The 14055-nt window shown below is 46.4% G+C and carries 15 protein-coding genes; 12 read left to right on the top strand and 3 right to left on the bottom strand.

The window, feature by feature from the left end:
- The first annotated feature begins 208 nt into the window (after nucleotides 1–208).
- The 12 genes from gspC to J4N43_RS14860 are packed head-to-tail and all read left to right on the top strand — an operon-like array spanning nucleotide 209 to nucleotide 11517.
- Nucleotides 209–1135, top strand: coding sequence for a type II secretion system protein GspC (gene gspC / locus J4N43_RS14915; RefSeq protein WP_053303408.1), 927 nt, complete (start codon nucleotides 209–211; stop codon nucleotides 1133–1135).
- Between the two features lie 36 nt (nucleotides 1136–1171).
- Nucleotides 1172–3190 (top strand): type II secretion system secretin GspD, encoded by a 2019-nt coding sequence (gene gspD, locus J4N43_RS14910; protein ID WP_005379295.1) that lies wholly within the window; start codon nucleotides 1172–1174, stop codon nucleotides 3188–3190.
- Nucleotides 3190–4692 (top strand): type II secretion system ATPase GspE, encoded by a 1503-nt coding sequence (gene gspE / locus J4N43_RS14905; protein ID WP_005379296.1) that lies wholly within the window; start codon nucleotides 3190–3192, stop codon nucleotides 4690–4692. The genes gspD and gspE overlap by 1 nt, the downstream gene beginning before the upstream one ends.
- Nucleotides 4692–5909, top strand: a complete 1218-nt coding sequence (gspF, locus tag J4N43_RS14900) for a type II secretion system inner membrane protein GspF (protein ID WP_005382993.1) — start codon at nucleotides 4692–4694, stop codon at nucleotides 5907–5909. Before gspE ends, gspF begins: the two co-directional genes overlap by 1 nt.
- Before the next feature lie 59 nt (nucleotides 5910–5968).
- The gene (gspG, locus tag J4N43_RS14895) at nucleotides 5969–6412 is read left to right on the top strand and encodes a type II secretion system major pseudopilin GspG (RefSeq protein WP_005379298.1); all 444 of its coding nucleotides are present in this window, start codon (nucleotides 5969–5971) and stop codon (nucleotides 6410–6412) included.
- A gap of 29 nt (nucleotides 6413–6441) precedes the next feature.
- On the top strand, nucleotides 6442–7041 hold the full coding sequence (locus J4N43_RS14890; protein WP_017635010.1) for a prepilin-type N-terminal cleavage/methylation domain-containing protein: 600 nt from the start codon (nucleotides 6442–6444) through the stop codon (nucleotides 7039–7041).
- Nucleotides 7028–7417, top strand: a complete 390-nt coding sequence (gspI, locus tag J4N43_RS14885) for a type II secretion system minor pseudopilin GspI (RefSeq protein ID WP_169644340.1) — start codon at nucleotides 7028–7030, stop codon at nucleotides 7415–7417. The genes J4N43_RS14890 and gspI overlap by 14 nt, the downstream gene beginning before the upstream one ends.
- Complete coding sequence (gene gspJ / locus J4N43_RS14880; RefSeq protein WP_054574181.1) at nucleotides 7404–8081, top strand: type II secretion system minor pseudopilin GspJ; 678 nt, start codon at nucleotides 7404–7406, stop codon at nucleotides 8079–8081. The genes gspI and gspJ overlap by 14 nt, the downstream gene beginning before the upstream one ends.
- Nucleotides 8074–9084 carry a type II secretion system minor pseudopilin GspK gene (gspK, locus tag J4N43_RS14875; protein ID WP_005379302.1) on the top strand — a complete coding sequence of 337 codons (1011 nt, stop codon included), beginning with the start codon at nucleotides 8074–8076 and terminating at the stop codon, nucleotides 9082–9084. Before gspJ ends, gspK begins: the two co-directional genes overlap by 8 nt.
- Nucleotides 9053–10255 (top strand): type II secretion system protein GspL, encoded by a 1203-nt coding sequence (gspL, locus tag J4N43_RS14870; protein ID WP_033905912.1) that lies wholly within the window; start codon nucleotides 9053–9055, stop codon nucleotides 10253–10255. Before gspK ends, gspL begins: the two co-directional genes overlap by 32 nt.
- A 7-nt stretch (nucleotides 10256–10262) precedes the next feature.
- Complete coding sequence (locus J4N43_RS14865) at nucleotides 10263–10754, top strand: type II secretion system protein M (RefSeq protein ID WP_005383002.1); 492 nt, start codon at nucleotides 10263–10265, stop codon at nucleotides 10752–10754.
- Between the two features lies 1 nt (nucleotide 10755).
- The gene (locus J4N43_RS14860; RefSeq protein ID WP_062730773.1) at nucleotides 10756–11517 is read left to right on the top strand and encodes a type II secretion system protein N; all 762 of its coding nucleotides are present in this window, start codon (nucleotides 10756–10758) and stop codon (nucleotides 11515–11517) included.
- A 303-nt stretch (nucleotides 11518–11820) separates the two neighbouring features.
- Here the strand turns inward: J4N43_RS14860 and cysQ are convergent, their stop codons facing one another.
- The 3 genes from cysQ to nfuA all read right to left on the bottom strand — a co-directional run bounded on the left by cysQ (nucleotide 11821) and on the right by nfuA (nucleotide 14023).
- Nucleotides 11821–12648 (bottom strand): 3'(2'),5'-bisphosphate nucleotidase CysQ, encoded by an 828-nt coding sequence (gene cysQ / locus J4N43_RS14855; RefSeq protein ID WP_005379308.1) that lies wholly within the window; start codon nucleotides 12646–12648, stop codon nucleotides 11821–11823.
- Between the two features lie 44 nt (nucleotides 12649–12692).
- On the bottom strand, nucleotides 12693–13262 hold the full coding sequence (nudE, locus tag J4N43_RS14850) for an ADP compounds hydrolase NudE (protein ID WP_005379309.1): 570 nt from the start codon (nucleotides 13260–13262) through the stop codon (nucleotides 12693–12695).
- Between the two features lie 176 nt (nucleotides 13263–13438).
- Entirely contained in the window at nucleotides 13439–14023 is a 585-nt protein-coding gene (gene nfuA, locus J4N43_RS14845; protein WP_005379313.1) for a Fe-S biogenesis protein NfuA, read from the bottom strand.
- Between the last annotated feature and the right edge of the window lie 32 nt (nucleotides 14024–14055).

The raw sequence follows: 14055 nt of genomic DNA, 5'->3' as shown, positions 1-14055 counted from the left end.
ATGGATTATTCACCTACAGATGGAGTCAAGGCGTATTTTTTTCAAGGGAGTTGGCAAAAACTGCATAAGAAAAAGGTATGAAAGACAACTTGTGATATAGTTCACTGCTCTTTGTTGAGTAATAATTTTATTGCAAATTTAGCAATTTAAAGTCGATAGCTATCGTTATAGCTTAAATGACGGACGTTAGAATAAAGGAATCCATTCAGTGAAACGTTTAGAGCTAAGTGCAGGATTATCAAGCAGACCGCTACTGGCTCAGATCAAGTCCAATCATTATACCATTCAAGCCAAACTTAGCTTGTTGCTTACCTGTCTGTTTATTGCGATAACCGGATGGATACTTGGCAAAATTGTGTGGTTAGCCATACCTCAATCGTCGGAAGTGCCGCAATGGCGTCCATCGGCGAGTAGCGTTGCTGCGAGCAATAAAGGCGACGCGATAGATTTTAATGCCCTTCAGAATGCCAACCTATTCGGTAAATACACTGAGCAAAAAGCGGCGGTTGTAGAACAGCCTATTGTTAAAGACGCCCCTAAGACGCGCCTTAACCTCACCCTAGTCGGTGCGGTTGCCAGCAGTGATGCCAATACCAGCCTTGCTGTTATTGCTAACCGAGGTAAGCAAGCTACGTACGGTTTGGGTGAAGAAATCGAAGGGACACGTGCGACGCTAAAAGCGGTATTGGTGGATCGCGTCATCATTGATAACCAAGGTCGAGACGAGACCTTAATGATGCAAGGTATAGAATATAAGAAGCTATCTGAATCGCCGCAGGTAGCTAGGGCGCAAGCTCAGCGAGCAGAAGCAGCGACGTCTGACGTTGGAGAGAAATTAGAGCAAATCCGCGAAGAAATTGCGAAAGATCCACAAAGCGTTTTTAAATACATCACCATTTCACCCGTCAAAAAAGACGGAGACATTGTTGGTTATCGAGTATCACCTGGTCGTGATGCCGCATTATTTAATGATGTAGGGCTACAACCTGGTGATATTGCGGTTCAACTGAACGGGATCGATTTAAGTGATCCGTCTTCTTCAGTACAACTGATGCAAGTGATGAGCGATCCGCAAGAATTAAATTTAACTGTTGAGCGAGACGGCCAACAGTACGATATCTATATCCAATTGTAAGACTTAGGCAACCGGCGTAAGTTCAGGGAGACATACGTGAAACATTGGTTCAGCAAAAGTGCTTGGCTACTAGCAGGAAGTTTACTCTGCGTACCAGGTGCAATGGCAAACGAATTTAGTGCGAGCTTTAAAGGCACTGATATTCAAGAATTCATCAACATAGTGGGTCGTAACCTCGAAAAGACCATCATTGTTGATCCTTCAGTACGCGGTAAGATCGATGTCCGCAGCTATGACGTACTTAACGAAGAGCAATATTACAGCTTTTTCCTTAATGTCCTTGAAGTATACGGTTACGCAGTCGTAGAGATGGACAATGGGGTACTTAAGGTTATCAAAGCAAAAGACTCAAAAACCTCAGCAATCCCTGTGTTAGGTGATGGTAGCGCGCAAGGCGATAGTGTTATCACTCGAGTTGTCGCGGTGCGTAATGTGTCGGTCCGTGAGTTGTCTCCTCTACTTCGTCAGCTGATTGATAACGCCGGTGCCGGTAACGTGGTTCATTATGATCCAGCGAATATTATCTTGATTACTGGTCGTGCGGCAGTAGTGAATCGCTTAGCAGAGATCATCAAGCGTGTTGACCAAGCCGGCGATAAAGAAATTGAATTGGTGGAGCTGCGTAATGCATCTGCTGCTGAAATGGTACGCATTGTCGAAGCACTGAATAAAAGTGCGAATCAGAAAAGCACGCCAGAGTTCCTTGAACCTAAAATTGTGGCCGATGAACGTACTAACGCGATTTTAATTTCTGGTGATCCAAAAGTAAGAGCCCGCTTGAAACGTTTGATTCGTCAACTTGATGTTGAAATGGCGACAAAAGGTAACAACCGAGTTGTGTACCTGAAAAATGCGAAAGCTGAAGACTTGGTGGATGTATTGAAAGGTGTTTCCGATAACCTGCAAGCTGAAAAGCAAGCTGGTCAGAAAACATCAGGTGCATCGCGTGGTGAGGTCGTCATTGCTGCTCACGCTGCAACTAACTCGTTAGTTTTAACAGCGCCGCCAGATATTATGATGGCATTACAAGACGTCATTTCTCAACTCGATATTCGTCGTGCTCAGGTTCTTATTGAAGCGTTAATTGTCGAAATGTCTGAAGGTGATGGTATTAACCTAGGTGTTCAGTGGGGTTCATTAGAAACGGGTGCTGTAATTCAGTACGGTAACTCAGGAGCCCCGATTGGTCAGGTGATGGTTGGTCTAGAAGAAGCAAAAGATCAAACCCGCACTGAATACTATACCAACTCTAATGGCGAACGAACGCCATATGATGTTACTGAATCAGGTGACTACTCTACGCTAGCGTCAGCGCTTAGCGGAGTAAATGGTGCGGCAATGAGTATTGTCATGGGTGACTGGACAGCGCTAATTAGTGCTGTTGCTTCTGACTCCAACTCAAACATTCTATCTTCTCCGAGTATTACCGTAATGGATAATGGCGAAGCATCATTTATTGTGGGTGAAGAGGTTCCGGTTATTACGGGCTCTACGGCTGGCTCAAACAACGACAACCCATTCCAAACGGTTGACCGTAAAGAAGTCGGTATCAAACTCAAAGTAGTGCCACAAATTAACGAAGGTGACTCTGTACAGTTAAACATTGAACAAGAAGTTTCCAACGTATTAGGCGCAAACGGTGCGGTTGACGTTCGCTTTGCTAAACGACAGTTAAACACCTCTGTCATGATCCAAGATGGTCAGATGTTGGTTCTTGGTGGTTTGGTCGATGAACGCGCACTTGAAAGTGAGTCCAAAGTGCCGCTATTGGGTGACATTCCGGTACTTGGCCATCTGTTCAAGTCAACTAGCACGCAAACAGAAAAACGTAACTTGATGGTGTTCATCAAGCCGACGATTATTCGCGATGGTGTGACGGCCGACGGTATTACGCAGCGTAAATACAACTTTATTCGCGCAGAACAGCTTTACAAAGCGGATCAAGGGTTGAAGTTGATGGCTGACGAGAAGATCCCGGTTATGCCTGCCTTTGGCCAGGAGCGTCAGCACCCAACAGAGATTCAAGCGTTTATTGATCAAATGGAAAACAACTAATGGTTGATATGTTAGACACAGCGCCAAGTATGCGTCGTCTGCCATTCAGTTTTGCCAACCGCTTTAAACTGGTGCTGGAGACAGAGCATCCTGAGCGTCCACCTATTCTTTACTATGTCGAGCCGCTTAACCCTGCGGCTCTGGTTGAAGTCCGTCGTGTATTAAAGAAAAGCTTCGTACCACAACCTATCGATAAAGAAGCCTTTGATAAAAAGCTGACCGAAGCATATCAACGTGACTCGTCTGAAGCGCGTCAGTTGATGGAAGATATTGGTGCTGATAGCGATGATTTCTTCTCTTTGGCTGAAGAACTGCCGCACGATGAAGACTTATTAGAATCGGAAGACGATGCGCCAATCATCAAATTGATCAACGCCATGTTGGGCGAAGCGATCAAAGAAGGTGCTTCGGATATTCATATTGAGACGTTCGAGAAAACCCTTTCGATTCGTTTCCGTGTCGATGGCGTATTGCGTGAAGTCCTGACTCCAAGCCGTAAGCTAGCGCCTTTGCTAGTTTCTCGTGTGAAGGTTATGGCTAAACTAGATATCGCAGAAAAGCGTGTGCCTCAAGATGGCCGTATTTCGTTGCGTATCGGTGGTCGTGCGGTGGACGTGCGTGTATCTACGATGCCGTCCTCACATGGTGAGCGCGTGGTAATGCGTTTGTTGGATAAAAACGCGACTCGTCTTGATTTACATAGTTTGGGCATGACACCTTCAGTGCATGACAACTTCCGTCACTTGATTGGCCGCCCTCACGGTATCATCTTGGTGACGGGCCCGACAGGTTCTGGTAAATCCACCACCTTGTATGCTGGCTTGCAAGAGATCAATAGCAACGAGCGCAACATTCTAACGGTTGAAGACCCGATCGAATTTGATATTGATGGCATCGGTCAAACTCAGGTGAACCCAAAGGTCGACATGACGTTTGCGCGCGGCTTGCGTGCCATTCTGCGTCAGGACCCGGATGTGGTGATGGTCGGTGAGATCCGTGACTTAGAAACCGCACAAATTGCAGTGCAAGCGTCCTTAACGGGTCACTTGGTAATGTCTACTCTCCACACCAACACCGCAGTGGGTGCGATTACGCGTCTACGTGATATGGGTATTGAGCCATTCCTTATTTCTTCTTCGTTATTAGGGGTGCTAGCGCAGCGCTTAGTTCGAACGCTTTGTCCAAGCTGTAAAGAGCCGTATGAAGCCGATGCGGAACAGAAAAAACTGTTTGGTATGGAAGCGCATGAACCGTTAGAACTGCACCGAGCAAAAGGCTGTGAAGCGTGCAACCAAAAAGGCTACCGAGGTCGAACAGGTATCCACGAGCTCATTATGGTTGATGAGCAAGTGCAAGAGTTGATTCATCGAGAGTCTGGTGAACAAGAAATTGAGAGAGCCGTTCGCGCCCATACGCCAAGTATTCGCAGTGATGGTTTAAGCAAAGTACGTCGTGGTATTACGTCACTTGAAGAAGTGATGCGAGTGACGAAGGAAACCTAATGGCGGCATTTGAGTACAAAGCGCTAGATGCAAAAGGCAAGCATAAAAAAGGCACGATAGAAGGGGACAACGCCCGACAAGTGCGCCAGCGACTCAAAGAGCAAGGGATGATCCCGATTGAAGTGGTCGAGACGAAAGCTAAATCGGCTAAGTCTTCAGGTTCAGTCAGCTTTAAGCGCGGTATCTCAACATCTGAGCTGGCACTCATCACACGGCAATTGTCTACGCTAGTCCAATCAGGAATGCCTTTGGAAGAGTGTTTGCGTGCGGTATCTGAGCAGGCTGAAAAGCCGAGGATTCGTTCTATGTTGGCTGCGGTTCGCTCGAAAGTAACAGAGGGTTATCCGCTTGCCGACAGTTTTGCCGATTACCCACACGTGTTTGATGAACTGTACCGCTCTATGGTTGCGGCGGGCGAAAAATCAGGTCACCTCGATACCGTATTAGAGCGTTTGGCAGACTATGTCGAAAACCGCCAAAAGATGCGATCTAAATTGCTTCAAGCCATGATTTATCCTGTAGTTTTGGTGGTATTCGCGGTTGTCATCGTTTCGTTCTTATTGGCGACAGTGGTTCCTAAAATCATTGAACCCATCATTCAGATGGGCCAAGAGTTACCTCAATCGACGCAATTTTTACTGGCAGCCAGTGAGTTTGTGCAAGATTGGGGGCTGATTATTTTCGTTGTGCTGGTGGCGCTTTTCTATGGCCTCAAACTGGCGTTGCAAAAGCCAGACTTTCGCTTAGCTTGGGACAGAAAAATCTTGAGCTTACCGCTAATAGGTAAGATCTCTCGAGGTTTGAATACCGCACGATTCGCACGAACACTTTCGATCTGTACTTCCAGTGCGATTCCAATTCTCGAGGGTATGCGCGTTGCGGTAGATGTTATGTCTAACCGTTATGTGAAGCAGCAAGTCTTGCTTGCAGCGGATAACGTCCGAGAGGGCGCTAGTTTGCGTAAGGCGTTGGACCAAACTCGCTTGTTTCCACCAATGATGCTACACATGATCGCCAGTGGTGAGCAAAGTGGTGAATTAGAGAGCATGTTGACGCGGGCAGCCGATAACCAAGATCAAAACTTTGAATCAACAGTCAATATTGCTCTGGGTGTGTTTACTCCTGCGCTGATTGCATTAATGGCTGGATTAGTGTTGTTCATTGTGATGGCGACCTTGATGCCAATGCTAGAAATGAATAACTTGATGAGCGGATAATTTCGAATTAAGACGTGTCTACTAACGGCATGGCTTTAATCTAACTTTCGGAGAAAAAAATGAAGTTTAAGCGTAGTAAACAACAGGGTTTTACACTTTTAGAAGTGATGGTTGTTGTCGTTATCCTTGGTATTTTGGCAAGTTTCGTTGTTCCAAACCTATTGGGTAACAAAGAGAAGGCTGACCAACAAAAAGCGATTACGGACATCGTAGCGCTGGAAAATGCCCTAGATATGTACAAGTTGGATAACAGCGTTTACCCAACAACGGACCAAGGTCTAGAAGCATTGGTTAGCAAGCCATCTAACCCAGAGCCACGCAACTACCGTGATGGTGGTTACATCAAACGTCTTCCTAATGACCCTTGGGGCAACCAGTACCAATACTTAAGCCCAGGTGATAACGGTACAATCGATATCTTCACTCTAGGCGCAGATGGCCAAGAGGGTGGAGAAGGTCCAGCTGCAGATATTGGCAACTGGAACATGCAAGACTTCCAATAATTGAGCCTAAGCCAGCACTAATGAAACAAATGCGAAAACATAACGGTTTTACATTGATAGAAATTCTATTGGTGCTGGTTTTGCTATCTCTTACGGCTGTGGCCGTGATCTCGACGTTACCGACTAGCCAAAAAGATCTTTCCAAACAGTATGCTCAAAGCTTTTTTCAGCGTTTACAGCTGCTCAATGAAGAAGCTGTGCTGAGCGGTAAAGATTTTGGCGTTCGAGTGGATGATGCCAAATCGACCTACGCTCTACTGAGTTTAACCTCAGAAGGTTGGCAGCCTCTGAAATTAAAGCAGATTCCGAGCAAAACCAAGCTAGAAGAAGATATTACGCTACAACTCGAACTCGGCGGTGGTGCTTGGGATAATGATGAGCGCTTATTCAAACCAGGTTCTCTTTTTGATGAAGACATGTTCGCAGAAGAAGAGGACGAAAAGAAAATTGAGCCACCGCAAGTGTTTATCTTTTCCAGCGCCGAAGTCACGCCATTTACCCTGTCTTTTTTTCCGCAAAATGGTGATGCCTTTAATGACGGTTGGCGAGTCATTGGCAAAGAAAGTGGACAAATTTTGTTATTAGCTCCGGGCGAAGAAGTGAAAGAGGATGAGAATGCGCAATTTTAAGCAAGCTCGCCCAAATTTGAGTCATCGCCGGATGAGAGGCATGACCTTACTGGAAGTATTGGTCGCACTGGCAATTTTCGCCACCGCTGCCATCAGTGTCATTCGCTCCGTGAGCCAGCATATTAATACAATCAGTTATTTAGAAGAAAAAATGTTTGCAGCCATGGTTGTGGATAATCAGATGGCAAATGTGATGTTGAATACCGGAGAACTCAAAGCGAAAAACGGCACAGAAGAGCTGGCAGGACGCACTTGGTTCTGGAAAGTCACGCCAGTCGCCACGACGCAGCCATTGCTGAAAGCATTTGATGTGAGCGTCTCGGTAGAGAAAAGCGCGAGCCCTGTAGTAACGGTACGAAGCTATGTGGCGCAATAATCATCCCCGCGCAAATACGCGCCAAAGGGTAAAAGGTTTTACACTTATTGAAGTGTTGGTATCGATTGCCATCTTTGCCAGTTTAAGTGTCGCTGCGTACCAAGTGGTATCGCAAGTACAGCGTAGCAATGCGCTATCACAAGAACGAACCCAACGCTTAAACGAAATTCAGCGTGCCATGGTGATGATGGATAACGATTTTCGTCAAATGGCGATGCGTCAAACACGTACTAATGGTGAAGAGCCTGCTAGCCGGCTAATTTTTTGGTCCGATTACCTGTTGGACTCCGATACCAAAGGACTGATGTTTGCCCGTTTAGGTTGGCACAACCCTCAGCAGCAGTTCCCTCGTGGAGAAGTAACCAAGGTTGGCTATCGCTTAAAAGAAGAAACACTGCAGCGAGTATGGTGGCGCTATCCTGATACGCCGGTTGGGCAACAAGGTACTGTTACTCCATTGCTAACGCAGGTCGAGTCATTTGATATGCGTTTCTATGATGGTAAGCAATGGAAAAAAGAGTGGGCTGAAGAAAAAGCGCTGCCGAAAGCGGTTTCTGTTGTTCTAACTCTCAAAGACTATGGAGAAATTACCCGCACTTATCTCACTCCTGATGGCACATTGAGTCAGAAAGAGGAAAGTTCAGGAGACAGCAATAATGGTTAACCGTCAGCGCGGTGTTGCTTTGATTATAGTGTTGATGTTGCTGGCGATTATGGCGACGGTTGCCGCCAGCATGTCGGAACGTTTGTTCTTGCAGTTTCAGCGAGGCGCTAATCAAATCAATTACCAGCAAGCGTACTGGTACAGCCTTGGCGTCGAGGCGCTAGCAAAAGTGGGTATCGAACAAAGTTATAAAGACACCGACACGATTAATATGAGTCAACCGTGGGCGATAAAAGAGCAAGTCTATCCGTTAGATTATGGTCAAGCGGCGGGACGAATTAGAGACAAGCAAGCGTGCTTTAATCTAAATGTATTGAGTCGTGTGCAACCAACGGGTCAGCAAATTACAAGACCATATTTAGTGAATGTATTGCAGCGCCTATTAGAAGAGTTGGATGTCGAGCCATATCAAGCAGAAATCATTGCAGACTCTACTTGGGAATACATTGATGCTGATGACTCTGTCCGTTCGACTACTGGGGTTGAAGACAGCACATATGAAGCGATGAAACCTTCCTATTTGGCATCAAATGGTTGGATGGCAGATGCTTCCGAGTTACGGGCTGTCTATCAGGTGAGTGGTGAAATTTTCCAAAAATTGGAGCCGTTGGTCTGTGCATTGCCAAGTGATGACTGGCGTTTAAACGTGAATACGATTGATGTTGAGCAAGCTCCGATTTTGGTGGCAATGTTCTCACCAAACTTAAGCAGTAGTGATGCGATTCAGCTAATTGAAAAACGCCCATTTGATGGGTGGGATAGCATTGATGAATTTTTAGCAGAGTCAGAAATGGCTGGCTTAAGTGAAGATGTAAAGAAAAACGCCAAAGGCTATTTGGGTGTAGATAGCGCCTTTTTTGAATTGGATGCACAAGTGTTGGTGGATGAATCACGTGTACGTATCCGAAGCCTTTTGCAAAGTACAAATAGAGAAACGGTGACCGTAGTTCGCCGTCGTTTTGGAGGGATCAGTGAGCGAGTTTCTGACCGTTCGGCTGAGTAGCGAACAACAAAGTACCATTCCTTGGGTGGTGTGGTCGACAGATCAACAGGAAGTGATTGCTAGCGGTGAAATCGCCGGGTGGGAACACTTAGATGAATTGGTCTCATATGCTGGTCAGCGCCAAGTTGTGGCGCTGTTGGCGAGTAATGATGTAGTCCTGACGCAAGTGGATATACCACCTGGTGCAACACGCCAATTCGAGGCTATGTTACCGTACTTAGTGGAAGACGAAGTTGCTCAGGACGTTGATGGCCTGCACTTTAGCGTGTTGGGTAAACAAGCGGATAAAGCGCAGATTTGCGCAGTTGAACGTGCTTGGATTCAGACTGTACTGCAACGTTTCTCAAGCCAAGGTATCGCCATTAAACGCATTTTACCCGATGTGCTTGCGTTACCGGTTCGTGGAGATCACAGCAGTGCTGCAATGATTGGCGAGCAATGGCTAATTCGTCACTCTGCGACAGAGGGCGCGGTTGTCGACGCTTCTTGGTTAGACCTTTACCTCTCTTCTTATCTACAAAATCATGAAGGTTGGAAGCTCGATTGCTTTAGCTCGGTCCCGGAATCTGCGTTACCTGAAATATGGGATCCGCAACCAGAAGAAATGACGATGGCTTTACTGGCGAAGGGGGTGACAGAAAGCAAAGTCAATTTGCTGACTGGGAGCTTCAAGCCGAAATCTTCTTGGGGTAAATACTGGAAGCTCTGGCAAAAAGCCACCATTGCTGCGGGGGTGCTTATCGTCGTCATGGTTGCGCAGCAGTTGCTCGTGGTCCACAAGTACGAAGCACAAGCTCAAGCGTATCGTGAGGAGAGTGAGCGTATTTTCCGCCAGGTGTTCCCAAATAAACGACGCATTCCTACCGTTAGTTACCTCAAACGACAAATGGATGATGAAGAGCGCCGCTTATCTGGTGGAAGTGGCCAGCAGGCAATGTTGTCATGGTTGGCGGCATTACCCGCGACGCTTGGTCAGGTCAGCGACTTGGAGATCACTAGCTTTAAATACGACGGACAACGTGGCGAAGTACGTATTCAGGCTCGTAGTTCAGACTTCCAACCTTTTGAGCAGGCTCGTGTGAAATTGGCAGAGAAGTTTAATGTTGAGCAAGGTCAGTTGAACCGTAGCGATAACGTTGTGGTTGGCAGCTTTGTTTTGAAGCGTTTGTGAGGTGATGATGAAAAATTTAATTTCTCAAGCTCAGGTTTGGTGGAGCAGCATCTCGCAGCGTGAGCAGCGTTTGGTCATGGGATGTGGCGCTATTGCCGTTATCGGTATTATTTATTGGGGTTTATTACAGCCAATGAGTCAACGTGCGGAGCTAGCTCAGTCACGTATTCAAAGTGAAAAGCAGTTGCTAGCTTGGGTACAAGATAAAGCGGATGGCATCACTGCACTGCGAAAAAGCAGCGGTGTGAGCTACTCTAGTCAACCGTTGAATCAGTTGGTTTCTTCTTCAGCTCGTCGTTATAAAGTTGAGTTGATTAGAGTACAACCTCGTAATGAGAGCGTTCAAGTGTGGATCAAACCACTCGCGTTTAATCAACTAGTGGATTGGTTACGTTACTTGAAAGAGCAACAGGGTATTGAAGTCGAATTTTTAGATATCGACCGAACAGAGCAAGCGGGCATGATCGATGTAAACCGCCTTCAGTTTAAGCGAGGTTAAGGTGAAGCGAGCAGTACTTTACGTTGTTATCTTTATCGTCTTTTTTTCAGTCAGTCTTTTAATGGGATTACCAGTCTCTTGGGTGTTACAACAAGCACCAACAGTGAGAGGCCTGGACATTCAAGGAGCCAACGGTTCGGTATGGCAAGGTCAAGCTTCTAGTATTCGTTGGCAGCGCCAGAACCTTGGAGAAGTTAATTGGGATTTCCAATGGTCGAGTCTACTGACAGGTAAAGCTGAGTTTGCTGTGCGCTTTGGTCGTGGTAGTGAAATGGACGTTCGTGGGCGCGGTTTTGTCGGTTATAGCTTAAGTGATGGCCCTTATGCCAAAAACTTAGTTGCCTCGATTCCGGCGGTAAAAGTTGTTGAGCAAGCGCGCCTCCCTGTGCCTGTTGGTGTTGATGGGCAACTTGAGCTGAATATTCGTCATGCGACTTATGCTGCGCCTTGGTGTAAGAACGGTGAAGGCACTTTAGTATGGAATGCCAGTGGTATTCAAAGCCCCGTTGGCAGCTTAGATCTCGGTCCTGTGATTGCCGATATAAACTGTCAGGATAGTGTATTGACGGCAACTGGTGAGCAGAGCAGCAAACAAGTCTCTGCGGCGTTTTCCGCTGAACTGATGCCTAATCAACGGTACTCAACCAAAGCGTGGTTCAAACCTGGTGCAGAGTTCCCATCCAGCATGGGGGAGCAACTGAAATGGCTGGGTAAGCCGAATGCTCAAGGTCAATATGAGTTTAATTACCAAGGGCGCTTCTAACCTATCGTGACAAAATCCAATATCTTAAAAGAGCTGCTATTGTGCAGCTCTTTTTGCTTTTGGATCATCGTAAGCTAAAACCTCTATTCGCTGTACATTCGATCTTGATTGGGAATGAGTGAAAGTTTAAAGCCATGATTTTTAATCGATTTGTTTTCTTTCGTTCAGCTTTGCAGGCAATTGGAACATAGTAGGCCAAATGCTCCAAGTGCTGTACAGAAGGTCAAAAAGAAAAGGCCACGAAGATATTCGTGGCCTTTCTATTGCTAGAATTTTGTGCTCTAAATTTTACCGATAAGGCGCTTAATCTTTGCGTTGTAAAATCTCATTCCAAGGTAAATCCGCATCACCAAGAACAATAAAGTTCGGGTTTTCTAGTGTTTCCCGCTCGTTATATGACAGCGGTTCTAATTGCGTGCTGAGAATACGTCCGCCAGCTTCTTCAACAATGCATTGTGTCGCAGCGGTGTCCCACTCACCTGTTGGACCTAGTCGGAGATAGCAATCTACCGCCCCTTCCGCGACGAGGCATGCTTTCAATGCTGCAGAACCGAGCGGTATTAAGTCGTAATTCCAGGCGCTGCTCATACGGTTAGTAATACGATTGATGTCTTGGCGACGACTAATAGCAATTGCGATGCTTTGCTCTGGCTGTTCGTGTTTGTGTGTATGGATTTTGACGCTGTCCGACATGTCGGGAATTTTCCAGGCGCCTTTGCCATTATAAGCGTAGTAAGTCACGCCAGATACAGGGCCGTAAACGACGCCCATGGTTGGTCGATTGTTGTCGACCAACGCAATAATAGTGGCAAAGTCACCACTGCGAGCGATGAATTCTTGAGTACCATCAAGAGGGTCGACTAACCAATAACGTTCCCACTGAGCGCGTTGCTCTAAGCTTATGTCTGCGTCTTCTTCTGACAACACGGGAATGTCAGGCGTCAGATCACTCAAGCGTTCAGTGATGAACTTGTGAGCTGCAATATCTGCACTTGTTACGGGAGTTTCGTCACTTTTGGTGTAGGCCTCGTATTGCTTCTTTTCATATATTTCGAGGATCATTTGCCCAGCACTGCGGGCAATCTCGATGACTTGAGGAAGTAGGTGAGATAGATCTTTTGTCATTGGCATAAGTGATAGTCCTTACTCACAGTGTTATTCGGTTCTAATGACCGTTATTGGTTATGCTTGTGAGTGGTGTTTGGTAAGTGTTTCAGTGCCAACATTAGCGCTGTGATGCTTCGTGCTTCACAGAAATCCATGTGAGTTAATAACTCTTCGGCTTGCGCAAGTGGCCAACGCACAATTTCCAGTGGTTCAGGCTCATCGCCTTCTTGCTTCTCTGGATAAAGCGCCTGTCCTAAAAATAGAGTCATTTTGCTCGAAAAGTAAGATGGCGCGAGGATAACTTGTTTCAACGGGGTTAACTGATTACAGCCAAAGCCGATTTCTTCTTTTAACTCACGATCCGCAGCTTGGTGTGGTGTTTCTCCTGGGTCAATCAGCCCTTTTGGGAAACCTAGCTCGTAACGTTCAGTTCCAGCGGCGTATTCACGCACCAGTAATAAATCGCCTTGTTCTGTTACAGGGACTACCATTACAGCATCTCGTCCACTTGGCTTCATACGCTCATAAGTACGATGCTCACCATTGGAAAAACGAAGGTCGAGCGCTTCCACAGCAAACAGTTTGGATTTTGCAACCGTCTGGCATGAGAGTATCTCTGGTGGGGTTCGTTTCGGCATGACGCTGGCTCCTTGGTGTCGTTGGCGTTTACGAGATGCGTAAGATTCTTAATATATGAGAACTCCGCCTGAGTTTCTAGCGGATTTTACGAGTCGAGCTAAGCATCTCAGCATCACCTCAGTATCGATACAAAAATGGGAGACCGAAGCCTCCCATTTTCTGACAGTGTTTACTCTTAGTAGTAAGAGTGATCACCACGGTCATGTTCTGTAGCATCACGAACTGCGGTTAGTTCACCAATGAACTGGTTGAGCAGCTCTTTCTCGATGCCTTCTTTTAGTGTTACGTCAACCATAGAACAGCCATTACAACCGCCACCAAATGCAACAATCGCAACACCGTCTTCAGTGATCTCAACCAAGTTTACGTGACCACCGTGGCCAGCAAGTTGTGGGTTCACTTGAGTTTGGATAACGTACTCAACGCGCTCAACCAGTGGTGCGTCGTCCGCAACTTTACGCATTTTAGCGTTAGGTGCTTTTAGCGTTAACTGAGAGCCCATTTTATCGGTAACAAAATCGATTTCAGCGTCTTCAAGGAATGGCAGGCTTAGCTCATCAACGTAAGCTGAAAAACCGCTGTAAGAGAGTTCAGTGTCGGTCGATTCTACTGCTTCTGGTGGACAGTAAGACACGCCACACTCAGCGTTTTGTGTACCTGGGTTCACAACGAAAATACGAATGTTAGTGCCTTCAGGTTGTTGACCTAAAAGGTTAGCGAAATGCGTTTGCGCAGTTTCTGTAATAGTAATATTTGACACGACGAATACCCGAGTAAATTTGTAGGTTACTG

The organism is Vibrio sp. SCSIO 43009 (assembly GCF_023716525.1).
GTDB lineage: Bacteria > Pseudomonadota > Gammaproteobacteria > Enterobacterales > Vibrionaceae > Vibrio > Vibrio alginolyticus.
The sequence above is the reverse complement of the archived record's forward strand: the minus strand, read 5'-3'. Positions and strand labels throughout refer to the sequence as shown.